The organism is Herbiconiux oxytropis (genome assembly GCF_024979315.1).
GTDB lineage: Bacteria > Actinomycetota > Actinomycetes > Actinomycetales > Microbacteriaceae > Herbiconiux > Herbiconiux oxytropis.
The window spans coordinates 40,747-66,685 of sequence record NZ_JANLCK010000012.1 but is presented as its reverse complement, the minus strand read 5'-3'; the positions used below and the strand labels follow the sequence as shown (position 1 = coordinate 66,685).

The 25,939-nt window shown below is 72.0% G+C and carries 24 protein-coding genes; 8 read left to right on the top strand and 16 right to left on the bottom strand.

What is annotated here, in order from left to right; genetic code table 11:
* The first annotated feature begins 121 nt into the window (after nt 1-121).
* Nucleotides 122-1,858: an alpha-keto acid decarboxylase family protein gene (locus N1028_RS17065; RefSeq protein ID WP_259530610.1), complete on the top strand. Its 1,737-nt coding sequence runs from the start codon at nt 122-124 to the stop codon at nt 1,856-1,858.
* Nucleotides 1,859-1,940: 82 nt separating this feature from the next.
* On the opposite strand, the gene N1028_RS17060 is transcribed toward N1028_RS17065, so the two are convergent.
* From N1028_RS17060 to N1028_RS17025, 8 genes are all read right to left on the bottom strand, one after another.
* Nucleotides 1,941-2,612, bottom strand: coding sequence for a pyridoxine/pyridoxamine 5'-phosphate oxidase (locus N1028_RS17060; RefSeq protein WP_259530609.1), 672 nt, complete (start codon nt 2,610-2,612; stop codon nt 1,941-1,943).
* Nucleotides 2,609-3,409 carry a creatininase family protein gene (locus N1028_RS17055; RefSeq protein ID WP_259530608.1) on the bottom strand — a complete coding sequence of 267 codons (801 nt, stop codon included), beginning with the start codon at nt 3,407-3,409 and terminating at the stop codon, nt 2,609-2,611. Before N1028_RS17055 ends, N1028_RS17060 begins: the two co-directional genes overlap by 4 nt.
* A complete protein-coding gene (locus N1028_RS17050) occupies nt 3,406-4,746 on the bottom strand; it encodes an FAD-binding oxidoreductase (RefSeq protein WP_259530607.1) in 1,341 nt (446 codons plus the stop codon). The genes N1028_RS17055 and N1028_RS17050 overlap by 4 nt, the downstream gene beginning before the upstream one ends.
* Before the next feature lie 21 nt (nt 4,747-4,767).
* Nucleotides 4,768-5,541, bottom strand: coding sequence for an SDR family NAD(P)-dependent oxidoreductase (locus N1028_RS17045; RefSeq protein WP_259530606.1), 774 nt, complete (start codon nt 5,539-5,541; stop codon nt 4,768-4,770).
* A 2-nt stretch (nt 5,542-5,543) separates the two neighbouring features.
* Nucleotides 5,544-6,719, bottom strand: a complete 1,176-nt coding sequence (locus N1028_RS17040) for a substrate-binding domain-containing protein (RefSeq protein WP_259530605.1) — start codon at nt 6,717-6,719, stop codon at nt 5,544-5,546.
* Nucleotides 6,720-6,822: 103 nt separating this feature from the next.
* On the bottom strand, nt 6,823-7,674 hold the full coding sequence (locus tag N1028_RS17035; protein ID WP_259530604.1) for an ABC transporter permease: 852 nt from the start codon (nt 7,672-7,674) through the stop codon (nt 6,823-6,825).
* Nucleotides 7,674-8,447 (bottom strand): ABC transporter ATP-binding protein, encoded by a 774-nt coding sequence (locus tag N1028_RS17030; RefSeq protein WP_259530603.1) that lies wholly within the window; start codon nt 8,445-8,447, stop codon nt 7,674-7,676. The genes N1028_RS17035 and N1028_RS17030 overlap by 1 nt, the downstream gene beginning before the upstream one ends.
* A gap of 8 nt (nt 8,448-8,455) precedes the next feature.
* Complete coding sequence (locus N1028_RS17025; RefSeq protein WP_259530601.1) at nt 8,456-9,727, bottom strand: amidohydrolase family protein; 1,272 nt, start codon at nt 9,725-9,727, stop codon at nt 8,456-8,458.
* 214 nt (nt 9,728-9,941) lie between these two features.
* On the opposite strand from N1028_RS17025, the gene N1028_RS17020 reads away from it, so the two are divergent.
* Both N1028_RS17020 and N1028_RS17015 read left to right on the top strand, forming a co-directional pair.
* Nucleotides 9,942-10,499: a helix-turn-helix domain-containing protein gene (locus tag N1028_RS17020; protein WP_259530600.1), complete on the top strand. Its 558-nt coding sequence runs from the start codon at nt 9,942-9,944 to the stop codon at nt 10,497-10,499.
* A complete protein-coding gene (locus tag N1028_RS17015; RefSeq protein WP_259530599.1) occupies nt 10,496-11,515 on the top strand; it encodes a PDR/VanB family oxidoreductase in 1,020 nt (339 codons plus the stop codon). The genes N1028_RS17020 and N1028_RS17015 overlap by 4 nt, the downstream gene beginning before the upstream one ends.
* Nucleotides 11,516-11,600: 85 nt before the next feature.
* Here N1028_RS17015 and N1028_RS17010 read toward each other — a convergent pair whose 3' ends face one another.
* Nucleotides 11,601-12,941: an amidohydrolase family protein gene (locus N1028_RS17010; protein WP_259530597.1), complete on the bottom strand. Its 1,341-nt coding sequence runs from the start codon at nt 12,939-12,941 to the stop codon at nt 11,601-11,603.
* A gap of 135 nt (nt 12,942-13,076) precedes the next feature.
* Here N1028_RS17010 and N1028_RS17005 point away from each other — a divergent pair, with 135 nt between their 5' ends.
* Together N1028_RS17005 and N1028_RS17000 are read left to right on the top strand one after the other, a co-directional pair.
* The gene (locus N1028_RS17005; protein WP_259530596.1) at nt 13,077-14,282 is read left to right on the top strand and encodes an XdhC family protein; all 1,206 of its coding nucleotides are present in this window, start codon (nt 13,077-13,079) and stop codon (nt 14,280-14,282) included.
* Nucleotides 14,279-15,655 (top strand): 8-oxoguanine deaminase, encoded by a 1,377-nt coding sequence (locus tag N1028_RS17000; protein ID WP_259530595.1) that lies wholly within the window; start codon nt 14,279-14,281, stop codon nt 15,653-15,655. The genes N1028_RS17005 and N1028_RS17000 overlap by 4 nt, the downstream gene beginning before the upstream one ends.
* Before the next feature lie 10 nt (nt 15,656-15,665).
* On the opposite strand, the gene N1028_RS16995 is transcribed toward N1028_RS17000, so the two are convergent.
* Nucleotides 15,666-16,445, bottom strand: a complete 780-nt coding sequence (locus N1028_RS16995; RefSeq protein WP_259530594.1) for a LysE/ArgO family amino acid transporter — start codon at nt 16,443-16,445, stop codon at nt 15,666-15,668.
* Nucleotides 16,446-16,514: 69 nt separating this feature from the next.
* Here N1028_RS16995 and N1028_RS16990 point away from each other — a divergent pair, with 69 nt between their 5' ends.
* The gene (locus N1028_RS16990; RefSeq protein WP_259530593.1) at nt 16,515-17,591 is read left to right on the top strand and encodes a LysR family transcriptional regulator ArgP; all 1,077 of its coding nucleotides are present in this window, start codon (nt 16,515-16,517) and stop codon (nt 17,589-17,591) included.
* Nucleotides 17,592-17,670: 79 nt separating this feature from the next.
* Here the strand turns inward: N1028_RS16990 and N1028_RS16985 are convergent, their stop codons facing one another.
* The 6 genes from N1028_RS16985 to N1028_RS16960 form a co-directional block, all read right to left on the bottom strand.
* Nucleotides 17,671-20,505, bottom strand: coding sequence for a molybdopterin-dependent oxidoreductase (locus N1028_RS16985; RefSeq protein WP_259530592.1), 2,835 nt, complete (start codon nt 20,503-20,505; stop codon nt 17,671-17,673).
* Nucleotides 20,502-21,332 carry an FAD binding domain-containing protein gene (locus N1028_RS16980; protein WP_259530591.1) on the bottom strand — a complete coding sequence of 277 codons (831 nt, stop codon included), beginning with the start codon at nt 21,330-21,332 and terminating at the stop codon, nt 20,502-20,504. Before N1028_RS16980 ends, N1028_RS16985 begins: the two co-directional genes overlap by 4 nt.
* 121 nt (nt 21,333-21,453) lie before the next feature.
* Nucleotides 21,454-21,906 (bottom strand): molybdenum cofactor biosynthesis protein MoaE, encoded by a 453-nt coding sequence (locus tag N1028_RS16975; RefSeq protein WP_259530590.1) that lies wholly within the window; start codon nt 21,904-21,906, stop codon nt 21,454-21,456.
* Complete coding sequence (locus tag N1028_RS16970) at nt 21,890-22,426, bottom strand: MogA/MoaB family molybdenum cofactor biosynthesis protein (RefSeq protein WP_259530588.1); 537 nt, start codon at nt 22,424-22,426, stop codon at nt 21,890-21,892. The genes N1028_RS16975 and N1028_RS16970 overlap by 17 nt, the downstream gene beginning before the upstream one ends.
* Nucleotides 22,423-22,902 (bottom strand): cyclic pyranopterin monophosphate synthase MoaC, encoded by a 480-nt coding sequence (gene moaC / locus N1028_RS16965; protein ID WP_259530587.1) that lies wholly within the window; start codon nt 22,900-22,902, stop codon nt 22,423-22,425. Before moaC ends, N1028_RS16970 begins: the two co-directional genes overlap by 4 nt.
* Nucleotides 22,895-24,166 carry a molybdopterin molybdotransferase MoeA gene (locus tag N1028_RS16960; RefSeq protein ID WP_259530586.1) on the bottom strand — a complete coding sequence of 424 codons (1,272 nt, stop codon included), beginning with the start codon at nt 24,164-24,166 and terminating at the stop codon, nt 22,895-22,897. The genes moaC and N1028_RS16960 overlap by 8 nt, the downstream gene beginning before the upstream one ends.
* 352 nt (nt 24,167-24,518) lie before the next feature.
* Between N1028_RS16960 and moaA the strand changes: the two genes are divergently transcribed.
* Both moaA and N1028_RS16950 read left to right on the top strand, forming a co-directional pair.
* Nucleotides 24,519-25,634 (top strand): GTP 3',8-cyclase MoaA, encoded by a 1,116-nt coding sequence (gene moaA, locus N1028_RS16955; protein ID WP_259530585.1) that lies wholly within the window; start codon nt 24,519-24,521, stop codon nt 25,632-25,634.
* Nucleotides 25,634-25,936, top strand: a complete 303-nt coding sequence (locus N1028_RS16950) for a MoaD/ThiS family protein (protein WP_259530584.1) — start codon at nt 25,634-25,636, stop codon at nt 25,934-25,936. The genes moaA and N1028_RS16950 overlap by 1 nt, the downstream gene beginning before the upstream one ends.
* Nucleotides 25,937-25,939 lie beyond the last annotated feature (3 nt).

Sequence of the window (25,939 nt, the reverse complement as noted above, 5' to 3'; positions counted from 1 at the left end):
GCTCCAGAACCTCACCGGATGGCACACGATCCCAAAGCGGCGGACCACGGCCGAGCGCGGGTGGCAGGCCGCGGTGCTGGAGCGCACCGGATCGCGGTAGCCGCTATGCGATGCTGTCTGCATGAGCGACCAGACACCCGTGACCACCGTCACCGTCGGACAGTACCTCGCCACCCGCCTCGTGCAGCAGGGCGCCGATCACGTCTTCGGACTGCCCGGCGACTTCAACCTCAGTCTTCTCGATCAGATGACGACGGTCGAAGGCTTCACCTGGGTCGGCTCCACCAACGAGCTGAACGCCGCCTACGCGGCCGACGGCTACGCCCGGCTGCGAAGGGGGCTCGGCGCACTCGTGACCACATTCGGGGTGGGTGAGCTCTCGGCCATCAACGGCGTGGCCGGCAGCTTCTCGGAGGACGTGCCGGTGGTGCAGATCACCGGAATGCCCTCGACGACCGCCAAGGCCGCAGGGCTCCACCTGCACCACACCCTCATCGACGGCGACTACGAGCACTTCTACCGGGCCTACCGCGAGGTCACGGCCTCGGCCACGATCGTGCGCGCCGCCACGGCCACGCGCGACATCGACGCGGCTCTCATGACCGCGCTCCGCGAGTCGAAGCCCGTCTACCTCGGCATCCCCGCCGACGTCGCGATCGCCCCCGTGCACGCGGCCAACCTCCGCACCCCGCTCGTCGCGGCCCGCTCGGACAGCGGCGAGCTCGAGCGCTTCGAGGCCGCCCTCGCCGAGGTCGTGGCCGCGCAGCCGCAGGTGACGCTCCTCGTCGGCCCCCAGGTGCACCGCCGCTCGCTCGAGCCGCTCGTGCGCGAGATCGCCGACCACGACGGCGTCTACGTGGCGTCGCAGAACATGTCCAAGGCCGTGCTCGACGAGTCGCACCCCGCCTCGCTCGGCACCTACATGGGCGCCTTCACCCGCGTCGACGAGGCGCGCGCCGCGGTCGACGACGCGCCGCTGCTCGTGCTCGCCGGCACCGTGATGAGCGACTTCCTCACCGGGTTCTTCACCCAACGCTTCGACGAGGACGCCGCGATCGAGCTCGGCCTCACCTCCGCGCGCATCGCCGACACCACGTTCTACGGCGTGCGGCTCGAGGACTCGCTGCGGGTGCTGCACACGGTGCTCGGGCGCACGGCGGATGCCGGCCCCGACGGGGCCGGTCGCGCACCCGTCGTCCCTGTGGGGCATCCGGATCCGGTCTCGGCGGCCGCGCCCACCCCGGGGGCCGTTCTCAGCCAGGAGTACTTCTGGGCGGCCGTGCAGGACTGGCTCGAGCCCGGCACGACCGTGATCGCCGACGCCGGGACCTCGTTCTACGGCGCGCTCGACCTCGTGCTGCCCGACGACTCGGCCCTCCTCGGCCAGCCCGTCTGGTCGTCGATCGGCTACACCGTGCCCGCCACCCTCGGCGCCTGCGTGGCGGAGCCCTCGCACCGGGCGGTGCTGTTCGTGGGAGACGGCGCGGCCCAGCTCACGGTGCAGGAGCTCTCGACCGTGCTGCACCGCGGCTACACGCCCGTGGTGTTCCTGCTCAACAACGACGGCTACACCGTGGAGCGGAAGATCCAGAGCCCGAAGGCCGTCTACCAGGACATCGCCCCCTGGGACTGGACCCTCATCCCGGCCGCCTTCGGCGCGGGGGACCGCGTGCTGACCACGAAGGCCGCGACCGAGGAGGAGCTCGTGGCGGCGCTTGCGCTCGCCCGGTCGGCCACCGACAAGGCGGTTCTCGTGGAGGTCGTGCTGCCGCCGATGGACTCGCCGCGCCTCCTCACCGTGCTGACCGACGCGATCGCCGCCGCAGCGGCGGCCGCCGCCGGCACGCCAGGAAGCTGACGGGGGAGCCAGCACAGGGAGCCAGCACAGGGAGCCAGCACAGGAAGCTGGCGCCGGGAGCTAGCCCGGAGCTAGCCGGGAGCTAGCCCGCGAGCGTCGTCACGCTCCAGGCCGCCTCGAGGCCGTCGCGCCGGAACTCGGTCCGGATGCCGGCGGTCTCGGGCCTGCCCTCCCAGAAGGTCAGGCGCACGGGCTCGACCACGAACCCCACCCAGGTCTCGGGAGCCGCGAGCGATGGGTGCTCCTCGCCGTAGGCCGCCCACGCGGCCAGCCGCTCCTCGAGCGGGAGCGCGGCGAACTCGTCGGTGTTGAGCCAGGCGAGCAGCTGGAGGTAGCGCGAGCGGCGCGCATAGGCGGCATGCTCCTGCTCGGCCCTCACGCGCGACACCACGCCCTGCACCACGATCTGGCGGCCCGGCCACACGAGCGTGAGCGAGGCGCGGGGCGTGGCGGCGAGGTCGCCGACCTTGCGTGAGCGGGAGTCGGTGTGCAAGTGCAGGCCGCGCTCGTCGAACTCGCTGAGCAGCACGGTGCGCGCATCCGGGAACCCGTCGGGCGAGACCGTGCCGAGCGTCATGAGCGGCCGGGCGGGGTCGTCGTTCGCGGGCAGCCAGTCGGCGAGGAGCTCGAACGGGTCGGGGAGCGTCGCGGACTCGGCGAGGGCCGACGGGCTGAGGGTCACCGGATGCACGGGACCGGCTCCGGGGAACACCCCGGCCGCACCGGCTGCACCGGCTGCGTCCGCCGCGGTCATCGCGGCGCTCCGGCCGGGTCGAAGCGCGCGATCTCGGCGAAGGCCTCGACGGCCTGGGCCACCGAGAGGTCGAAGAGCTCCCGGCCGTAGGCGGCGCTCGCGCCGGTGGGATCGCCGAGGGTGCCGTTGGTGCCGAAGTCGTTCGAGAGCCAGCCGAAGGTCACGCGCTTCTTGAAGCCGATGTGCTCGAAGTCCGCGAGATGCTCGGGCACGCTGCGCTCGGCGAGCGAGAGGTCGACGAGGTCGGGGCGCAGGTGCAGCACCAGCGAGGTCTCGGCGTGCCCGGCGTGGATGCCGAGGCCGAGCTCCTCCGGTCCGTCGTGGGCACCCGCCGGGACGGTCGCCCCCATCAGGAACGTCTGCAGGCCGAAGCGCCTCCGCAGCTCGCGGCAGGCCACCTGCAGCAGCGCGAGGTTGCCGCCGTGGCCGTTGAAGAACACGAGCGTGGTGGCTCCCGCGGCCGCGATCGAGGAGCCGAGCTCGACGACCGTCTGCATGAGCGTGTCCCAGCCGATCCACATCGTGCCCGGCGCCCAGTGGTGCTCGTCGGACTTCGTGTAGGCGATGGTGGGCAGGATCCAGATGTCGAGCCCCGCGGCAGCGGCCGCGTCGACCGCGGCGTTCGAGACGCTGTCGGCGATGAGGTGGTCGGTCATCAGCGGCAGGTGCGGGCCGTGGTGCTCGATGGCGCCGGTGGGCAGCACCACGATCGAGTCGGCCGAGAGCGCTGCGCCCGCCGCGGTGCCCGACAGCTCGGCGAGACGACGGGTGGCCGGCGCCGGCCCGGATGCGCTCATACCGGCTTCACCCCGGTCGGCACGGCCGAGACGGTCTCCCGCGCGGGCAGCTTGCCGGGGTTGAGCAGGCCCTCCGGGTCGGTCTCGGCCGCGAGCGAGCGCGTGCGCTCGACCTCGTGGTCGACGAACCACTGGTGCGGGCTGTGGAAGCCCACCCCGATCGCCGTGAGCCGCTCGTAGCCGAGGTAGACGGCCTCCGGGCTCACGTAGGGAGCTGCGAGCATGCCGATCGGGTGGTCGCGCTGGGCCTCGATGTGGAGCATGGCGCCGGGGTAGACCTGGTGCACCTCGTCGAGACGCTCCACGAGGGCGGCGCCCGAGACCTCCACGTGGAAGTACGGCTCATCGCTCGACTTCTGCAGCCACTCGATGGGGTGGTTGTACGAGAGCATCGAGATCTTCACGGTGGCCTGTGGCCCCTCGCGCACCTCCTCGACGCGCCCGCCCGCGCCCTCCACGAGCGCTGCCGCGGCGGCGACGGACTCCCGGTCGAGAATGGCCCGGAGGGAGGCACGGCCCTTGGGGATGGCCGGGTCGTCGGGGAGGGCATCGGAGATCTCGGGCAGGTCGGCGGAGACGAGGCGGGGCGTGGGCTCGAGCCAGCCGATCTGGCGGATGACCCCCGTCGCATCCTCGAACGCCGGGAAGCTCGCGTAGAAGCCCACCCAGTCCTGCATCGGCTCGAGGGCGATGGTGGCGCGGGCGATGATGCCGGCCGTGCCATAGGTGTGCACGTAGGACTGCGCGTCGGCGCCCTCGACGTGCACGAGCTCGGCCGTGGGGGAGGCGTGGACCACGTCGAGCGCCTTGACGTAGTCGCCGCTCATGGTGGAGCCGTGCTTGATGGAGCCCGTGCCTCCCGATCCGCCCGACAGGAACCCGCCGAGCGAGGACTGGGCCGTGGAGGGGTACATCAGGATCTGCTGGCCGGCTTCGCGGGCGGCCTGCTCGATCGTGACCATGGGGGTGCCGGCCTCGGCGGTGAGCCAGCCGTCGCCGACCTCCACGACCGCGCGGGCCTTCGACATGTCGAGCACGAGACCGCCCTCCAGCGGGATCGCCTGGCCGTAGTTGCCGGTGCCCTTGCCACGGGGGGTCACCGAGACGCCGTGGCGCACGGCCGCGGCGACGGTCTGGGCGATCTGCTCGGCACTCGCCGGGAACGCCACGAGGTCGGCGAGGCCGAGCGGGAGCTGCTCGGCGAGGATGGGCGACATCTTCGCGCCGTCGACCGAGGCCTTCTCGCGGCCCCGCAGCTCGGTGGTGACTCCGCGCGGGCCGAGGAGCTCGGTGAGCTCGGCGGCGAGGGCGGCGATCTGGTCGGGTGTGGCGCTCATGGTGGATCCTTCGGTTCTGGTTCAGTGCATGATCATGCCGCCGGTCACATTGACGGCTTGGCCGGTCATGTAATCGGAGTCGGCGGAGGCGAGGAACGCGGCGACGCCGGCCACGTCGGAGGGTTCGGCGAGCCGGCCGAGCGGTGAGTAGCTCGACCACTCGGCCACGTCGGCCTCGGTGCGGGTTGCCGCGCCCATGTCGGTGAGCACGTAGCCGGGGCAGATGCAGTTGGCGGTGATCCCGGATGCGCCGAGCTCGAGGGCGGTCACCCTGGTGAGGGCGATCACGGCCGCCTTCGACGCGGCGTAGTGGCCCTGGCCCGCGCCGCCGGTCTTGCCGGCCATGCTCGCGAGGTTCACGATCTTGCCGCCGGTGCCGGCCTCGATCATCGAGCGGGCCGCGATCTGGGTGGTGAGGAGCATCGCCGTGGTGTTGATGGCGAACATGGTGTTCCACTCCTCGAGGCTGATCTCGAGAAGCGGTGAGAAGCGCAGGATGCCCGCGTTGTTGACGAGCACGTCGATGCCGTCGAGCGCGGCGATGGCCTCGCCGAGGGCATCCCTGGTGCTCGCTTCGTCGGTGAGGTCGACGGGCACGAAGTGGCAGCCGATCCCGGCGGCGAACGCCGAGCCCTCCTCGGCGAGGCGGTCGAGGACGCTGATCTCAGCGCCCTCGACCGCGCACCGCCGGGCGATCTCGGCTCCGATGCCACGCGCCCCACCGGCGACGACGATCTTCTTGCCGAGGAGCCGTGGCCCCTGCAGCCGGGACTCCGTCACGGTGGGGAGCGTCATGGCTACTTGAGGCCGATCGAGGTGTCGATGAACTCGTTGGTGTAGATGTCCTCGGCGGTCAGGCCCTCCGCCGGAGCGGTGCCGAGGCCCTCGAAGACGGGCACGATCTTGTCGAACAGCTCCGAGACGCGGGCGTCCTCGAAGTCGCCGATGGTGTCGTTGGGGCCGTTGCCCACGATGCCCTCGTCGATCATGGTCTTCACCGAGTAGTCGGCGACACCCTGCGAGTAGACCCAGCCGGTGTCGAACTGCTCGACCAGGTCGAGGATCAGCGAGTTGGTCGTGGCCGGGTCGGCGAAGTAGTCGACCTCGGCCTGCTGCAGCACGGGCACGAGGGCCGCGAGGCACTCGCTGTTCGCCTCGAGGTCGTCGGTGCGCACGGCCATCGACGACATGTAGAAGGGGTAGCCGGTGTCGTTGATGAGCTGGTAGGCGATCGGCTTCTCCCACGCCGAGACCTCGTTCTCGTAGATGTAGGGCTCGGCCGAGGCGAAGCCCTGCTGGGCGTCCTTGCCGCCCGAGGCCACGAAGGTCGCCGGGGTGCCGTCGTAGGAGCCGTCTGCCTGAGCCGTGGGCACGACGCCGGCCGACATCAGGTACTCCATGTAGGCCGATCCGCCGAAGTAGCGGATGACCGCGCCGTCGGCCACGATGTCCTCGACCGTCTCGGCCTCGGGGTAGGTCTCCGGGTCCCACATGATCATCAGCGGACTGATGTCGAGAGGCGCGAAGACCGAGGTGGTGGGCATGTCGGCCGAGAGCTGCACCGACTCGTCGGTGGAGACGTAGCCGAGCATGATGTCGGGGTCGGTGTACATCTGGCTCGAGACCGTCTGGAAGCCGATGGCGGGGCCGCCGGAGCGGATCTCGACGTCGACGCCCGTGTACTCGCCGGAGGACATGAGCGGGCCGGAGACGAGCTTGTTGTCGGCGTCGATCTCGTAGTCGTCGCCGAGCATCTGGTAGAGGTGGCCGTGCTCGGCCTCGGGGTTCCAGTCGGTCTGGATGACGACCGAGGCGGGACAACCGGCAGCCGCGAGATCGACGGAGCCGATCTCGAGATCGGCCGAGGCGGTCGACTCGGAGGCTCCGGAGCCGGTGCTGCAGGCGCTCAGGGCGACCGCTGTGGTGGCGACGAGGCCCGCCGCGAGGACGAGCCGGGTTCGGGTGCTGCGCATGTCTTCTCCTTCTAGGTGGATCAGGTGGTGCAGGGCTGTGGTGCGGTGGGACGGATGGGGGCTGGACGAATGGCGGCCGGGCCGGGCGGTGTCGGGTCGGTTCTCAGCTGGCGGAGAAGTCGTACCACTTGCCGACGACGCGCTTGCCGAGCCAGCCGAAGAACGCGAAGATCACGACGCCGAAGAGGCTGGCGGTGATGATGGCCGCGAACAGCTCGGCGGACTGCACGCGGGACTGGTAGTTCGAGATGAGGGAGCCGAGACCCGGCTCACCGCGGCGGAAGAAGTAGTCGCCCACGATGGCGCCCACCACGGCGAGGCCCGCCGAGATGCGCATGCCGGCGAAGATCGCCGGGAGGGCGGCGGGGAATTCGAGCTTCGTGAGCACGGTCCAGCGGCCGGCCTTCTGCAGCTGGAAGAGCTCGCGCTGGCCCTTGTCGACCGACTGCAGGCCGAAGAGGGTGTTCGAGACCATCGGGAACAGCGCGATCATGATGCACACGATGATGCGGGCCGGGTAGTCGAAGCCGAACCAGAAGCCGATCAGCGGCACGAGGGCGAGGATCGGGATGCACTGCAGGATGACGGCGTAGGGGAAGGTCGAGCGCTCGATCCAGCGCGCCTGGCTCATCGCGACCGCCCACGCCACGCCGAGCACGATCGCGATGGCGAGCCCCACGAGGGCGACCACGGCGGTGCGGCCGAGCGCCACCATGATGTCGCTGATCACGTCGGGCTGGAAGAACGCGTCGGTGAAGATCTCGTGCGGGGGCGGGAGGAGGAAGCGCCGCTGCTCGTCGAGGAAGACGTAGGAGACGAGGTACCAGACGGCGATGATGCCGAGGGCCACGAGGAGGGGCGGCACCCAGGTGGCCGACTTCCTTCGGCTCGTCTTCACGGTGCCGGGCCGCATGATGGTGCGGTTCTTCGGCGCGGCAGGAGTTGCGACGGTCATCAGTGGTGTCCCTCTCGGAGTGCGTGGGAGACCTTGCCGCAGAGCTCGGCGAACTCGGCGGTGAAGCGGATCTCGGGATCCCGCGGGAACGGGAAGTCCACCGGGAAGGTGTCGACGATCTTGCCGGGTCGCCCCGACATGACCACGACCTTGGTGGAGAGGTAGACCGCCTCCGACACCGAGTGGGTGATGAACAGCCCGGCGAACTGCTGCTCGGTGAAGAGCTTGATGAGCTCGTCGTTGAGGCGCTCGCGGGTGATCTCGTCGAGCGCGCCGAACGGCTCGTCGAAGAGGAACAGCTCGGGGTCGAGGGTGAGGCTCCGGGCGAGGCTCGTGCGCATGCGCATGCCGCCCGACAGCGTCTTCGGCAGGTGCTTCTCGAAGCCTGTGAGTCCCACGAGGTCGATCGCCTCCTTGGCGGTGACCCGGCGCTTGGCCTTGGGCACGCCGTTGAGCTCGGCGAGCAGCTCCACGTTCGACTGCACGTCGCGCCACGGCAGCAGCGTCGCATCCTGGAACACGTAGCCGATGCGCGTGGTGTCGACCTCGGTGAGGCCCTCGGTGGCGGGGGTGAGTCCGGAGGCGATCCGGAGCAGGGTCGACTTGCCGCAGCCCGAGGGGCCGACGACGGTCACGAACTCGCCGCGGTCGACCGTGAGGTCGACGCCCGAGAGCGCGGTGGTGCCGTTGGGGAACGTCATCGCGACGTCCTGGAAGTTGAGGAGCTGGTCGGTCTTCGTCGCGGGGGCGACGGGGGGAGCTGCGATGGTCATGGAGCTTCTCACCTCGTTTCGGTCAGGGCGTCGACGGGCGACACGGCGGGGGCGGCGATCTGCCGGGTGACGGAGCTCTGGGCGACCAGGCGCCCGGCGTGCACGACGAAGCGGTCGGCGGAGGCCTCGGCGACGACCTCGGAGAGGCTGCCGCCGCGCACGGCGAGCAGCTCTGCCCTGGCGCCGACCGCGACACCGGCCTCCGGCAGGCGCATGACCGAGCGGGCTCCCGCGCTCACAGCGGCGTAGGCCTCGTCGAGCGTGAGGTGCCCGGCGGTCACGAGCAGGGAGGCGGTCTCGAGGGCGTCGCTCCGGCCGACGGGGTTGAACGGGTCGCGCACGTTGTCGGCCCCCGCTCCGAGCCGCACCCCGGCATCCAGGAGCTCGCGCACGGCCGTGAGGCCGCGGGGAGTCGCCACGGCGTGACCCCAGCCCTGCAGGTAGAGGTTCGTGATGGGCAACGTCACGATGCCGACGTCGCTCCGCACCACCTCACGGATGACGGCGTCGCGGCTCTCGGGGTCGAGGGTGCCCAGGCGCACGCAGTGTCCGGCCGTGGCGGGCCGGCCCTCGGGCCAGTCGCGCACGACCTCGGCCAGGGCGAGCAGGGTGACGGCGCCGTCGAGGCTCTCGTCGGTGTGGATGTCGACGCCCACCGCGCGGAGGTCGGCGAGGGCCAGCAGGCGCCTGAGGTCGGTGTCGGGGTCGTCGGCCAGGTGCGGCGCACCGCCCACGAGGTCGACACCGAGGTCGAGGGCGTCGAGAACGTGCTGGTCGGGCACCGTGGGGCCGGCGAGGGCCACGAGCTCGATGTCGACGAGGTCGCGGAGCTCCTCGCGCACCCGGGCCAGGGCCCGCACACCGCGCATCGGGTCGTCGCCCTGCAGCAGGTCGACGTGGCAACGGATGGCGGTGGTGCCGTTCTGTAGCATCGCGAGCGCCTGGCGGCGGGCGCGGTCGGCGATGCCCTCGGTGGTCATCTCGGCCGAGTAGCGCTTCCAGGAGTCGATCGCGAGGCCGAGGTCGCCCATCGGCGGCTCGATCAGGTCCCAGGAGAGCGCCTTGTCGAGGTGCGCGTGGGGTTCGGCGGGGGCCGTGACGAGGAGGAAGCCGTCGAGGTCGAGGTGGCCGGCCGGGTCGGTCGCCGATGCGTTCTCCCGCAGGGTGCCGGCCGGATGCACGCCGGTCACGGTGTCGCCCGTGATCTCGACGTCGACCCGGCGGCCGTCGGCGAGCGTCGCATCCGTGAGCCGCGTCAGCGGGCGGGGGAGCATGGTCATCGAGTCGATCTCCTGCTCGGTCGGATGTTGATGGCTTCAACATGGGCCACGCTACGGACGGCGCGTTTCCGTTGCGTAACGCAAAGATTTCCGAATGTAAATTGCGCCTGAGGGCGATTTCGCACACGACTCCATTCGTGGTTACTGTCTGTGTGACCGCTACCGAAAGGGGTCCGCCATCTCATCCGGAAGCCTCGCCCTCGACGAGCAGACCGTGCGCCTCGGTGCGCGCATCCGCTCGTTCCGGCGTGCCCGCGGGCTCACGCTCGTGGAACTGGCACGGCTCGCCGACCTCTCGCATCCGTTCCTCAGCCAGCTCGAACGCGGGCAGGCGAGGCCCAGCATGACCTCGCTCGAGCGCATCGCGCGAGCACTCGGGTCGAGCCAGATCGAGCTCATCGCCGCGTCGGCCGACATCCCGGTGCCCGACGCCGGTGCCGGGAGGGTCTCGGTGGTGCGGCGGGCCGAAGGGCCGCAGGGGCCGTTCGGCGGCGGTGAGGCGCGCATCCTCGTGCACGGCGAGGCGCCGTTCGTGCCCATGGAGTTCCGGGGGTCGAACCGGCTGCCGGGGGAGTTCTACACCCACGAAGAGGACGAGTTCCTGCACGTCGTCGGCGGGCGCGTGCTCGTCGACCTCGCCGACGAGGGGGAGTTCGAACTCGTGACGGGGGATTCGATCCACTACGCCGGCGGCACCCTGCACCGGTGGTGGTCGGCCGACGGCGAGGAGTACCGGCTGTTCATCGTCAAGCAGCGGAGGGCGGGCTCGTGAGCGGCGTCGCCGGTGCTGCTGCCGGTGCTGGTGCGCGTGCTGGTGCGCTCCTCGAGATCGACGTCGTGGTGCACGACGCGCGCCTGGTCGCCGCCGACGTGATGCTGCTCGAGCTGCGGGCCGCCGACGGCTCGACCCTGCCGGCCTGGGAGCCGGGTGCGCACCTCGACGTGCTCGTGCAGCCGGGAGTCGAGCGGCAGTACTCGCTCTGCGGCGACCCGGACGATCTGTCGCACTACCTCGTGGCGGTGCTGCGGGACCCCGATGGGCGCGGCGGCTCGGAGCACGTGCACGCCCACGTGGCCGTCGGCAGTGAGCTGCGCATCCGCGGCCCCCGCAATCACTTCCCGCTCGTGCCGCCCGTGGCCGGTGCGTCGTACCTGTTCGTGGCCGGTGGCATCGGCATCACGCCGCTCCTGCCGATGGTGCGGGCGGTGGAGGCATCCGGTGCGTCGTGGCGGCTGGCCTACGCGGGGCGCTCGCTCGAGCGCATGCCGTTCGTCGACGAGCTCGTGACCGATTTCGGATCGCGGGTGTCGGTGCACACGGCTGAGCCCGGGCGGCGGCTCGACCTGGCGACGCTCGAGGTCGCGCCGGGCACGCACGTCTACGGCTGCGGGCCTGCACGGATGCTCGCCGAGCTCGAGAGCGTGGCATCCGGTGCGGGAGTCCGGGGCACGCCATGGCCCGCGGGTGCACTGCACCTCGAGCGCTTCGAGGCGCGTTCGGTGGCCGAGCCGGTGCGGCACGAGTCGTTCGAGGTGGAGCTCGAGCTCACGGGCACCACGGTGACGGTGCCGCCGGATCGCAGCATCCTCGACGTCGTGGAGGAGGCGGGTGTGCTCGTGCTCTCGTCGTGCCGAGAGGGCACGTGCGGCACGTGTGAGACGCCCGTGGTCTCGGGTGAGGTCGACCACCGAGACTCGGTGCTGACCCCGGACGAGCAGGAGGCCAACGAGGTCATGATGATCTGCGTCTCGCGGGCGGCCTGCCCCCGCCTCGTCCTGGAACTCTGACCCCTCCCGAAGTCTGCCGAGACGTCACTCTCCACACATCCCCGGCCGTTTCGGCGTGAGAAGTGACGGTTCGGCAGAGGGCAGGTCAGGTGCGGCGGGCGGCGAGGAGGGTCGTGAGGTCGGCGGCGAGGTCGCGCTGGTCGTGGGAGACGAGCTCGTAGTGGCGGACCACCACGCGGCCCGCCACCACGACGTGCCGCGGGCGGCGGCCGGGCGAGGCCCAGAGGAGGCCCGCGACCGGATCGGCGACACCGGCATCGGCGACGCCCGAGACGTCCCAGACGCAGAGGTCGGCTGCGGCTCCCGGCCTGAGGTGACCGAGCTCGGGTCGCCCGAGCCCTGTGGCCGAGCCCTCCATCGCCATGCCCAGCATGTCACGGGCCGGGATCGGCGGCCCCACGAGCGGCGCGACCTGCAGGGCCAGGCGGGCATCCGCCAGCAGGTGGCCGGCATCGTTGCTGCCGCCCCCGCTCGTGCCGAGGCCCACCACGATGCCGGCTTCGCGGAGGGCGGCCACGGGGGCGATGCCCCAGCCCATCGGGAGGTCGCAGCCCGGGGCGTGGGTGGCGGTGACGCCGCGGGCGGCGAGGAGGGCGATCTCGTCGGGGGTGACGGCGCAGAGGTGGGCGAGGGTCACGTCGTCGGCGAGCCAGCCCCACTCGTCGAGGAGGTCGATCGGGCGCCGGCCGTGCTTCTCGAGCGCGATCGCCACGTCGACCTGCTCGTTGGCCTGCGTGCGGCGGCGGAGCCCGCGCCGGGCGGCCACCTCGCCGAGCAGGCGGAAGGTGTCGGCACTGTCGCTGTGCACACCGGCCGGACCGACGGCGAGCTGCAGCATCCCGTCGGCCGTCACGCCGTTGGTGGCGCCGGGCACCAGGGCGTCGGCGAGGGCCTCGGCCGAGAGGGCGGCCTCCTCGGGATCGTCGCGCGCGGTGCCGCGCACGAACGCGAGGCGGCCGCCGAGCTCGCGAGCGGCCCGCGCGGTGGCCTCGGCGAGGGCGACGGAGGCGCGAGCCTCGCCGGCGCCGTTCGGCCAGGTGAGGTGGTGGTCGGCCACGGTGGTGACGCCACCGAGCAGTCCCTCGGCGATGCCCGCTCGGGCGGCGGCGTGGGCGAGCTCGGGGTCGATACCCACCGCGGAGTAGGCGGCGGCCATGGTGGGGAGCCAGACGTGCATGGGCACACCGCGGGTGCCGGGCAGTGTGCGGAAGGCGGTCTGCAGCAGGTGGTGGTGGGCATTGACGAGGCCGGGGGTGATGATGCAGCCGGAGGCGTCGAGGTGGTCGGGGGTGGGTGCCGGGGGCTCGGGGTCGGGCTGGGAGCCCGGCTGCTCGCGCGGCACGGTGCTGCCGACTGCGAAGTCGCCGGGGCCTAGCTCGGTCTCGGCGTCGATCACGATCCGGGCCGCGTCGTGGATGATGAGCATGCGAGATTTCTAACACGCGGATGTGTCAGGCTCGTGTCGTAGGCGGGTGCGGGCGGGTCGTCGTGGGCACTCGCCCCCAGCTCGTCGCATACACGCCGCACGCACACGCACTCGCAGTCAACCGGAGGGGGCTCCATGCTCGAACTCGCCGCAGCACTCCTCGAGTCGCTCGCCACCGGGCGGAGGCTCGCCGTGGCCACCGTCGTGGCCGTCGACGGCAGTGCGCCGCGGGCACTCGGAACCTCGATGGCCGTCGACGACGCCGGTCGCGTGATCGGCAGCATCTCGGGCGGTTGCGTCGAGGGCGCTGTCTACGAGGCGTGCGGCCGTGTGCTCGACACGGGCGAAGCGGAGATCTGCGCGTTCGGCTTCAGCGACGCCGACGCGTTCGCCGTGGGGCTGTCGTGCGGCGGCCGGATCACCGTCGCGGTGCACGAACTCGCGCCTGCCGGCATGCGCAACGAGGCCTCGACGGCGCTGCTCGGCGAGCTGGCGCTGGCGCGGGAGGGTCGGGCCGCGGGTGTCGCTCTCGTGCTGCCACAGGCATCCGAGGATGTGGACGAGCAGGGTCGGCGGCCGGCGGACGGACTTCGGCTGATGGTCGCACACGACACGTGGGAGGGCGATGCCGGTGCGCTCGGACCGGCTGTGCTCGTGCCTGCGGTGCCGGCGGCGCTGCAGGCGGCGCTGCTCGGTGCGCTGCATCGCGGGCGCACCGAGCGGCGGGAGATCGAGTGCGACGGGGTCGTGGTCGAGGCGGTGCTCGTGGTGGCCGCCGCGCCGCCGCGGATGATCGTGTTCGGCGCGGTCGACTTCTCGGTGGCGCTGTCGAATGCCGCGGCGCTGCTCGGCTACCGGGTGACCGTGTGCGACGCGCGTCCGGTGTTCGCCACCGCCGACCGCTTCCCGCACGCCGAGGTCGTCAACCGCTGGCCCACCGACTACCTCGCCGAGACGGAGGTCGACGAGCGCACGGTCGTCTGCATCCTCACCCACGACGACAAGTTCGACGTGCCGCTGATCGAGGCGGCGCTCGCGCTGCCCGTGGCGTACGTGGGGGCGATGGGTTCGCGCGTCACGCACGACCGTCGCGTCGCGGCGCTGCGTTCGCGCGGTCTCGACGACGAGGCGCTCGCGTCGCTGCACTCGCCGATCGGGCTCGACCTCGGCGGATCGACGCCCGAGGAGACCGCCGTGTCGATCCTGGCCGAGGTGATCGCCGCACGGAACGGTGCGTCGGGCGCGTCGCTCCGCGTCGCATCCGGGCCCATTCACCGGGTCGACGCTGTGCCGGTCGACCGTGTCGTGGATCGAGCGCCTGTCGTGGGGGAGGCGCCGTGAGTGCCGCGCGTGTCGTCATCGAGAACGCGTACGTCGTCACGGTGGATGCCGTCGGGACGGAGCACGAGTCCGGCTACGTGGTGCTCGAAGGGGCCGAGATCGTGGCGGTGGGCTCGGGAGCCGTGCCGGACGAGCAGCTCGGCGGTGGCGCATCCGTGACCAGGATCGACGGCACCGGTCACCTGCTCACGCCCGGCCTCATCAACACCCACCACCACCTCTACCAGTGGCTGACCAGGGGGATCGCCCAGGATGCGATCCTGTTCGACTGGCTGACCGCGCTGTACCCGACGTGGTCGCGGATCACCGCCGACACCGTCGGTCCGGGCGCGCTCGGCGGGCTCGCGGTGGGTGCGCTCTCGGGCTGCACGACGATGGGCGACCACCACTACGTGTTCCCGCGCGGGGGCGGTGACATCCTCGGCTCGATCGTGGAGGCGGCCGGTGCTGTCGGGGTGCGGCTGCATGCGACGCGCGGATCGATGGACCTCGGGCGCTCGCAGGGCGGGCTGCCGCCGGACTTCGCCGTGGAGACCACCGCCGCAGCGCTCGAGGCGAGTGCGGAGGCGGTCGCGCGCTTCCACGACCCCTCGCGTGAGGCGTTCGTGAAGATCGCCCTCGCGCCGTGCTCGCCGTTCTCGGTGACGGCCGATCTGCTGCGCGAATCCGCTGTGCTCGCCCGCTCGCTGCCGGGGGCTGTGCGGCTGCACACGCACGGCTCCGAGACGGTGGAGGAGGACGCGTTCTGCCTCGAGCGCTTCGGCCGCACCCCCACGCAGTACCTCGACGACCTGGGGTGGCTCGGCGACGACGTCTGGATGGCACACTGCGTGCACCTCGACGACGATGCGATCGGGCGTTTCGCGGCGACGGGCACGGGGGTGGCGCACTGCCCGTCGTCGAACGCGCGGCTGGCGGCGGGCATCGCCCCGGTGCCGCAGCTGCTCGCGGCGGGGGTTCCGGTGGGGCTCGGGGTCGACGGATCGGCGTCGAACGAGTCGGGCCGGCTGGACTCCGAGATCCGGATGGCGGTGCTCGCCGGGCGGCTGCGGGGAGGCGCTGGGGCGCTGAGCGGACGGGAGGCGCTGCGGGTGGCGACGATGGGCGGGGCGCGCGTGCTCGGGCGGTCGGCGGAGCTCGGGTCGATCGAGGTGGGCAAACTGGGCGACCTGGCGCTGTGGCGGATCGACGGGGTCGAGCACGCGGGGATCGCGGACCCGGTGGCGGCACTCACGCTCGGGGCGCCGCCGCCCTTGGCGCTGCTCCTCGTGGGCGGATCGGCCGTGGTGCGGGACGGAGAGCTCGTGCACGTGGACGGACAGGCGGTGGCGCGGGGGGTCGTGCGGGCCGTGGAGGAGTTGCGGGGGCGGTAGGGGGTGCGGCTCAGAGGCCGAGCAGGAGCGAGGCCGCGATGGCGATCATCATGACGGCGATGATGCCGTCGAGCACGCGCCAGGCGACGGGCTTCGCGAAGACCGGGCGGAGGAGGCGTGCGCCGTAGCCGAGGGCGGTGAACCAGATGATGCTGCCGAGGGCGGCTCCGGCGCCGAAGATCCAGCGGGAGTCGCCGTGCGTGCTGGCGATCGAGCCGAGGAGCACGACGGTGTCGAGGTACACGTGCGGGTTGAGCCAGGTGAGGGCGAGGGCCGTGAGAATCGCGGCGAGGAGGCCGCCGGTGGCCCGGGAGGTGCGGCGGCGGGTGGCAGGGGCGGTGCTCGTGGTGGTGGATGCGCTTCCGGTCGCGGTGTGGTCGGTTCCGACGGCTTCGCCGGGCGCGATGCCGTCGCCGACTATCCCCCCATCGCGGCGGCCCTCGCCCACCTCGGGGGCGGCGAGGTCGGGCGTGAGGGCGGCGCCCGGGCGGAGGGCGCGGCGGGCGGCGAGGAGGCCGTAGACGACGAGGAAGACGGCTCCGCCGATGCGAGCGGCGACGAGCAGGGCCGGCAGGCGCTCCACGAGCACGCCGATGCCGCTCACGCCGAGGCCGATCAGCACGACGTCCGAGATCGCGCAGACGGCGACGACGGCCAGCACGTGACGGCGGAGCAGTCCCTGCCGCAGCACGAAGGCGTTCTGGGCGCCGATGGCGACGATGAGCGAGAGCCCGAAGCCGAGACCGGCGAGAGCGGCGAGCGGATCGAGCGGGGCGAGGGATGCGAGCACCCTTCGACGCTAGGCATCCGCGCGCCCGCAGTCCAGCTAATGTTTCTACGGATGCATTAGCGTTGCTTCATGCAACTCGACCCCTCCCAGCTCGCCGCCCTCGATGCCGCCGTGAGCGAGGGAACGTTCGAGGCCGCGGCCCGCCGGCTGCGCATCACGCCGTCAGCGGTGAGTCAGCGCATCCGGGCTCTCGAGAACTCGGTCGGGCGCGTGCTGCTGACGCGCTCGAAGCCGACTGCCGCCACCGATTCCGGTCGGGTGCTGCTGAGGTTGGCGCGTCAGCTCTCGGTGCTGACCGACGATGTGGCCCGGGAACTGGGTGGGGAGGCCGGCGGGGAGGCTGGTGACCTGGCGGTGCCGGCCCCGGCTCCGCGCATCCGGGTGCCGCTCGCGGTGAACGCCGATTCGCTCGCGACCTGGTTGCTGCCGGCGCTCGCCGAACTGGCGGGGTCGATGGACTTCGATTTCCACCGGGAGGACGAGAGCCACACCACGGCTCTGCTCCGCGACGGCACCGTCATGGCGGCGGTCTCGGCGGTGGCGGAACCGGTGCAGGGCTGCACGTCGATGGGTCTCGGCGTGATGCGGTACGCGCCGGTGGCGTCCCGGGGGTTCGTGCAGCGGTGGTTCCCGGAGCTCGAACGGGGTGCGCGCCGGGCGTCGCTGGAGTCGCTGAGGTCGGCGCCGGTGGTGGTGTTCGACCACCGCGACGAACTCCAGCACGACTACCTGCTCCGCCGCGCCGCCGACCCGCGGGCTGAGGTGCCGGGGGCGGACGAGCCGTCGGTGCCGCGACCTGAGCTGGGCTCGGCGCGAGCAGGCGAGCCCCAGGGGGATGAGTCGCCGACCGCGCCACCCGCGGCCGGCGTGGGGCGCGATGGCAAGCCCCGAGCGGAGCCGCCGCGTCACTTCGTGCCGGCGTCTGCCGACTTCGTGCGGGCGGTGGCGGCGGGCTACGGCTGGGGCATGGTGCCGGAGGCTCAGAGCGCGGGCCTCGACCTCGTGCAGCTCGACCCTGGCGCCCACCTCGACGTGCCGCTCTACTGGCAGCAGTGGCAGCTCCGCACCGCCACCCTCGACCTCGTCGCCTCCACCGTGGCCGCGGCCGCCCGCACCGACCTCCGCCCCCTCCGCCCGTGGCGCTGAGACCCAGGGCGGCACGACGAGTCCGTCCCGCTGCACCGGCGTCGCGCGGGTGCCGGAGCAGCAGGCGGCGGCGGTGCGCTCAGGCGCGGAGCATCCTCCACACGCGGTCACGGGAGATGGGGAGCTCGTGCGGGCGCACTCCGGTGGCGTCGCGCACGGCGTTGGCCAGGGCCGCGGCCACCGGGTTGTAGGGGGCCTCGCTCATCGACTTGGCCCCGTACGGCCCCACCGTGTCGTCTGTCTCTGCGAACAGCACCTCCGTCTCGGGCACGTCGACCATCTGCGGCACGTGGTAGCTGCGGAAGACCTGCGTCTTCACGAGGCCCTCATCGAGCAGCATCTCCTCGTACAGCGCCGATCCGATGGCCTGCGCCACCCCACCCTCCACCTGGCCGCGGAGCTGCTCCGGGTTGAGGACGAAGCCCGCATCAGCGGCATGCACCGACTGCAGGATGCGCACCTCACCGGTCGCCCGATTCACCCCCACGCGGAAGCCGTGCACGTTGAAAGCCAGCGACCGCTTCGACCCGTCTTCACTGCCCGACTCCGTGATCGAACCTCCGGCGGCTGCCGCGATGTCGGCGAGCGGCACGAGCGTGTCGCCGATCCGCACACCGTCGGCCTCGAGGTGCCCCTGGCTCCACTCGCCGGCGAGCTCGGAGGCCGTGCGGAGGATCGTGCCCTTCAGCGCCTCGGCTGCCGCGTGCAGCGCCTTGCCCGCCACGACGGTGCCCGCCGATCCGAACGCGCCCGTGTCGAACACCGCTGCATCCGTGTCCGACTGCCGGATGCGGATGCGATCCGGAGTCGTGCCCAGCACGCTCGACGCGATCTGGGTGTGCACGGTCGTGGTGCCGTTGCCGAACTCCGAGGTGCCGACCCCGGCCAGGTAACCGCCGTCGGCCTCGAGCGTGATGCTCACCTCGGAGAAGTGGCCGCGCGGAGGCATCGTGGCGATCATGGTCGATGCCATCCCCGTGCCGACTGTCCACTCCGGGCCCACCGGTGCCGCGACGCCGTTGCCGCGCTGGAGCGCCTGTTCGGTGAGGTCGAGGCACTGGTCGAGTCCGTAGCTTCCGAACACGAGGTCGTCGCCCTCCACGTGAGCGGCCACCAGCGGGTCTCCCGGCTTCACGGTGTTGATGCGACGGAACTCGAACGGATCGATGCCGAGCTCGCGCGCCAGCTCGTCGAGCGCCTGCTCGATGCCGAACACGACCTGCCCGAGGCCATAGCCCCGGAAGGCGCCGGAGGGGATGTTGTTCGTGTAGACGACCTCCGCGTCGATCTTCTTGTTCGGCGCGTTGTAGAGGCTCACGGTCTCGCCCACGCTGTGGAACATGACTCCGGGGCCGTGGTTGCCGTAGGCCCCGGTGTCGCTCAGCACGTCGACCGCGAGGGCCGTGAGCCGGCCGTCGCTCGTCGCCGCGACGGCCACGGAGACGCGCATGGGGTGGCGGCACGGAGCGAGCGTGAACTGGTCGACCCGGGTGAACTCGAACTGCACCGGCCGCCCGGTGGTGAGCACCGCGAGGGCCACGAGGTCCTCGGTGAGGATCTCCTGCTTGCCCCCGAAGCCTCCGCCCACACGTGCCGTGAACACGCGCACCGCGGCCGGATCGAGATCGAAGACGTGGGCGATCTCGTCGCGCACGAGGAAGGGCACCTGCGAGCTCGTGCGGATGACGAGGCGGCCCGCCTCGTCGAGCCAGCCCACCGAGCCGTGCGTCTCGAGCGAGGCGTGCGACACGCGATGCGTCTGGTAAGTGCCCCTGACTGTGGCGTCGGCGGCGGCGAAGCCCTCGGCGACGGAGCCGATCTCGGAGTGCACCGAGGCGACGACGTTGCGCTCGGGCTCGGCGATGCGCGACTCGGCGGTCGACTTGTCGCCGTGCAGGAGGGGCGCCCCCGCGGAGCGGGCCTCCTCGGGGTCGAAGACCGCGGGAAGGAGCTCGTAGTCGACCTCGATGAGACGGCAGGCGGCCTCGGCGATCGCGATCGAGTCGGCCACGACGGCGGCGATGCGCTGGCCGCGGAACCGCACGACGGTGTCGAACAGCCGCGTGTCGTCGGGATCGTCGGTGCGGAACTGGTGCCGCGCCGTCGAGTAGAGGCGCTCGGGGGAGTCGGCGGCGGTCAGCACGGCGTGCACTCCGGGGAGTGCCTCGGCGGCTTCGGTGCGCATCGCGACGATCCGCGCGTGCGCGTGCGGGCTCTGCAGGAGCTTGAGGTGCGTGACTCCCGGCACGGCGACGTCGAGCGTGTAGGGCTCGCGCCCGCTCACGATCCTCGGGCCGGCCGGCGCACCGACCGACCGGCCCACCGACTTGGGGGCCGCGACGCTGGCGGGCGCCTCCAGGGGCTCCACCGCCTCTGCCGTCGCGGCATGCTGCGCGGATGCCACGGGCTCGATGACTCCCGCCTTCGCCGCCCCATGAGGCGCCGACCCGCACACATTCGCGCATCCGCCCCCACCCGCCGAGGCGCAGACCCCCTGCCGGATCGACGTCTCGATGGCCCGGTACCCCGTGCACCGGCACAGGTTGCCCTTCATGAGCCGCGGCAGGTCGTCGAGCTGCTCGGGCTTCAGCGTCGACGCCGTCACCACCATGCCGGCCGTGCAGAACCCGCACTGGAACCCGGCGTTCTCCACGAAGCTCGACTGCACCGCGCTGAGGTCGCCCGGCTCGCCGAGCCCCGCGACCGTCGTGACCACCGCATCCTCCGCCCGGTACGCAGGGAACACGCACGAGTGCACCGCCATCCCGTCGACGATCACGGAGCACGCCCCGCAGTCGCCCGCATCACAGCCCTTCTTGACCTCGAAGTTGCCCTGGTCGCGGATGAAGGTGCGCAGGCACTGGCCGGGAGCGGGCTCGGCCTCGAGCTGCTCGCCGTTCATGATGAACCTCATCGGAGCTCCTCCAGGATCTCGACCGCGAGCAGCGCCGACACGGCGCGGCGCCAGTCGGCGGCCCCGTGCGGATCGGTGAACCACGTCTCGATCGCCTCGACGTCGTGCGTCAGCACCTCCGCGCTCGGCACCGAGTCGTAGCGGAGCTGCTCGGGGTGCAGCGTGGCCCCCGAGACGGTGAGCGTGAACGATCCGTCGCGATCGAGCCGACCGATGATCACCGCTCCCGAGCGACCGAGCGGCGACAGGGCGATCTTGCGATACGCCGTCTGCGCCTCGAGAGACGTCCGCGGCACGATCAGCGACCGCAGCACGTCGCCCTCGCGAAGCACGGTCGCTCCGTCGCCTGTGACGAACTGCGCCACCGGCGTGCGCTCGTCGCTGCCGTCGGCCCGCCAGATGAGGGCCTCGGCGTCGAGCCCCGAGAAGAGCGAGGTCATGGGCCCGGCAGGCAGCGCGGCGCAGATGTTGCCGCCCACCGTGGCCACGTTCCACACCTTGAACGAGCCGAGCAGCGCCGTGCAGCACTGACGGAACAGCGGATGCGCGGGCCAGCCGTGCTCATCCGGCATCGCCGCGAGCTCGGCCAGCGTGCACGTCGACGCTACCTCGAGGGCACCGGCGTCGGCGGGCACCTCGGCGTCGGCGTCGAGCACCGTGAGCGAGGGCCACCGGAAGGCCATGAGGTCGACCAGGGAGGTGAGGTGGTTCTGCGGCTCCGAGAAGAGCCACGAGCCGCCGGCGAGCGGTGCCGTGGCCGCGCCGAGAGCGGCCAGGTCGTCGCGGTGCCGCGCCGGATGGATGGCGGTGATGGTGTTCAGATCCACGACGATCTCCGTTCGAGGTCGAGTTGCAGTATCAGTAGACCTCAGCAATGTGTCTGCGATGTAACGTCGACCCGTTTTGGGGGTAGGAAGCCGTGGGCGTCGGGTTGTGCAGGAGAGGACCTCAGCCGAGCGCGGCGACCCACTCCGAGCTGCCGTCGTCGAACAGCTGCTCCTTCCAGATCGGCACCGTCTGCTTCACCAGGTCGACCAGCTCGGAACACGCCGCGAAGGCCTCCTGCCGATGCGCGCTCGACACCGCGCAGGCGAGAGCGATGTCGCCCACCACGAGGTCGCCCACCCGATGCGCGACCGCCACCACGGTCTCCGGATGCGCCGCCGCGATCTGCCGCGCCGCCTCCTCGATCGCGTCCTGCGCCGACGGATGCCCCGTGTACGACAGCGCCGTCACGCCCTTCCCCTCGTCGTGGTCGCGCACGACACCGGCGAAGCTCACCACAGCGCCCGCGTGGTCGCGCGAGACGGCGTCGATGCACTGCTCCACGGCGATCGGCTCGGCGCTCACGGTCGCGAAGCGCACCGCGTCGACCGCTCCGCTCTCAGCCGACCCGGACATGGTCACCTCCGCCGATCTGATCCACGAGATGCTCGAGCAGCCCGTCGAGCACGCCGAGCCCGTCCTTCACGCCACCGGTCGATCCCGGCAGATTCACCACGAGACTCCTGCCTGCCACCCCCGCGAGCCCGCGCGAGAGCACCGCGAGCGGAGTGTGCTCGCGCCCCACGCGGCGGATCTCCTCCGCCACCCCCGGCAGCTCGAAGTCGAGCACCTCCCGCGTCTGTTCGGGCGTGCGATCGGTGGGGGAGGCGCCCGTGCCACCCGTCGTCACGATCGCGGCGGTGCCCGACGCGACGGCCGCCCGGAGCGCGGCGCCCACCGGCTCGCCATCCGGGACCACCTCGACCTCGGCAGCCCACCCCCGCGCCTCGAACCAGGCCACGATGACCGGACCCGTCGTGTCGGAGTACACCCCCGCCGCGGCGCGGTTCGACGCCACGATGACCCGCGCGTCGCGGGGCGAGGCTGGCGCACCGCTCGCCGACTCGGGTGCAGCACCCACCCCGTTGTGCGTCACGACCGGCTCCAGTCGCCACTGGCGCCGCCCGACTTCGACAGCACCTCGATGTCGGTGATCCGCGCCCCCCGATCCACCGCCTTGATCATGTCGTAGAGCGTGAGCGCGCTCACCGACGCCGCCGTGAGCGCCTCCATCTCGACCCCCGTCACGCCCGTGGTCTTGACGGTCGTGACGATCCGCACACTCGACTCGTCGACCGTGAACTCCACGGTCACCCCGCTGATCGGCAGCGGATGGCAGAGCGGGATGAGCGCCGAGGTCTGCTTGGCCGCCATGATGCCGGCCACGCGCGCGACCGCGAGCGGCTCGCCCTTGGGGAGCTCGCCGGCCACGAGCAGAGCGATCACGTCGGCTCGCGTGTGCAGCACGGCCTGGGCGGAGGCGACGCGGCGGGTCACCGCCTTGTCGGTCACGTCGACCATGTGGGCCGATCCGTCGGCGGTGACGTGGGTGAGCTCGCGGCCGTCAGCCATCGATCCTCCAGAAGTCGAGTTCGTCGCCCTCGGCGACGCGGGTGGTGCCGACGGGCACGTGCACGAGCACGGTGGATTCGGCGTAGGAGTGGAGCAGGTGGCTCGAGGGTCCGCCGCGCAGGCGCAGGCGGCCGTCGGGCTCGAGCACGCCCCGGCGGAGCTGGTGGTGGTTCGGCGGCGAGGCGAATGCCTCGGCGGAGGGGGCACGGCGTGTCTCGCGGAGGGGCTCCGCGCCGAGCGTCCGGAGGAGCGCGGGGCGGAGGAACGCCTCGAACGACACGAGAGCGCTCACGGGGTTCCCGGGCAGGCACACGACAGGCAGCGCGGCAGCGGCGCCCTCGACAGCCACCTCGATGCGCCCGAACCCCTGCGGGCCCCCCGGTTGCATCGCGACCTTCATGAACTTCACACCGAGCGGCCCGAGCGCATCGCGCACGACCTCCCGCGCCCCCGCGCTCACACCGCCGACCGTCACGACGAGGTCGACGTCGGGCTCGTCCCGGATGACATCGAGCAGGTCGTCCGCATCGTCCGACCGGCACGGCCGTGCGACCACCTCGCAGCCCGCGCCGAGCAGCGCCGCCGTGAGCGACACCGTATTGGCATCGAAGATCTGGCCCGGTGCAAGCGCCGTGCCCGCATCCCGGATCTCGTGGCCCGTCGACACGAGCAGCACCCGGATGCGCCGGCGCACCTCCACCCGCACGGCGCCCGTGCCCGCGACCACCCCGAACTGCGCCGGGCCGAGCACCGCGCCGGCGGCCAGCAGCACCTCGCCCTCGCGCACGTCGCTCCCCGCGGACCGCACGAACGTGCCGGCGGCGACCGGCTCGACGAACGAGACATGAGTGTCACCCGAAGCGGTCGGGAAGACCGGAGGCACGGCCTTCTCGATCTGCACCACGGCATCCGCTCCCTCGGGCAGTCCCGCGCCCGTCATGATGGGGGTCGCCGTGCCCGCGGCATGGGATCCGAAGACGTCACCGGCGGCGACGCGCGGCGCGACGGGCAACGACACGGGGGAGTGGGCGGTGGCGGTGGCGAGGTCGGCGGCGCGCACGGCGAAGCCGTCCATCTGGGAGTTGTCGAAGGCCGGGAGGCTCGAGGGCGACACGAGGTCGCGGGCGAGCACGCGGCGGAGGTATCGGGCGGGATCCGCGGAGAGCGACTCCCCGGAGACCGGCAGCCACTCGCTGCCGAGCGACCCCCGGAGCGGCGCGAGGAGCGCGGTGATCTCGGCTCGATGGTCGTCGATCGTGCGCATCGTCCCAGTCTGCCGCATCGTGCCGCGAGCGCCGCTTTCCCGGAGCCACCGGCGACCGTGATCTGTAACTACGTGAATTCGGAGGACCGACCGCCTATATGCGATCGGTATCCCGCATTTGCGTACTTACTCGGGACGCCCGACCGAGTAACGGCAGAAATGCGCGACACCGACCGCTCATAGGTGACCGCTCCCTCGCATTTCCACCATTACGCACGTCCACGCCGACACGGTGGTAGATCTTGCACAGAATGCGGGGGACCGACCCCTTATGGGGCCTCGGTGCCGCACATTCTGTGCATTCCACCACCGCACCGGCCGACGCCGCCTCGGAGCCGCGTAGGCTTTCGGCATGAGCGTCGCACTCGGCATCCCCTCGCTGCGCATCGCTGCGCCCCGGGCAGCGGGCGCCGCCGCGGCCACGGGCATCCTCCCGGCCGCCCGGCCCGACGCCTCCGCCCTGCTCGACACCTTCGGCCGCACCGCCACCGACCTCCGCATCTCCCTCACCGACCGCTGCAACCTCCGCTGCACCTACTGCATGCCCGCCGAGGGACTCCCCTTCCTCCCGCCCCCTGCACTCCTCACCCGTGACGAGATCACGCGCCTCGCCCGCATCGCCGTGACCGAGTTCGGGGTGCGGCAGATCCGCTTCACGGGCGGCGAGCCCCTGCTGCGCAAAGACCTCGTCGAGATCGTGCGCGACGTCGCCTCGCTCGACCCCCGCCCCGAGATCTCGCTCACCACGAATGCCATCGGCCTCGCATCCCGCGCCCAGGCCCTCGCCGATGCCGGCCTCGACCGCATCAACGTCTCGCTCGATTCGGTGCACCCCGAGACCTTCGCCGCAATCACCCGCCGCCCCTTCCTCAGCCGCGTGCTCGCGGGCATCGACGCCGTGAGTGCCGCCGGCCTCGTGCAGACCAAGATCAACACCGTGCTCATGCCCGGCATCAACGACGACCAGGCCGTCGAGCTGCTCGAGTGGGCGCTGGCCGGCGGCCACCAGCTCCGCTTCATCGAGCAGATGGCGCTGGATGCCGACCACACCTGGGCGCGCGACACCATGATCACGGCGGCCCAGATCCGCGAGCGCCTCGGCACCCGCTACCTCCTCACCCCCGACGACGCTCCCCGCGACGGCGCCCCCGCCGAGCTCTTCCAGGTGCGCGAGCTCACGGAGGGCAACGAGGGCCGGATGCTCGGCCTCGTCGGCATCATCGCCTCGGTCAGCGAGCCGTTCTGCGCCGACTGCCGCCGCACCCGCCTCACCGCCGAGGGCGGTGTGCGCAGCTGCCTCTTCTCGCACGAGGAGACCGACCTCCTCGGCCCGATGCGCAGCGGGGCCCCGGACGCGGTGGTCGCCGACCTCTGGCGCGCCGCCATGTGGGGCAAGCCCGCCGGGCACGAGATGAACGCCGTCGGATTCGCCCAGCCCGAACGCACCATGAGCGCGATCGGCGGCTGATGGGCGTCCGCATCCGCTACTTCGCCGCCGCGAAGGCCGCCCTCGGCCGCGCCTCCGACGAGCGCGCCGCCGGCACCACGATCGCCGACCTCCTGAGCGAGCTGGCCGCCGAGGCCTCGGCTGAGGCCGCCACGGGATCGGGGGCGGCGTCCGGATCCGGCGCCGGGACCGACGCGGCCACGATCGAGCGCATCCTCGCCCGCTGCACCTTCATCCACAACCGCACCGCCACCGCCGACCGCACGATCGTGCTCGCCGACGGCGACACCCTCGACGTGCTCCCGCCCTTCGCGGGCGGCTGAGCG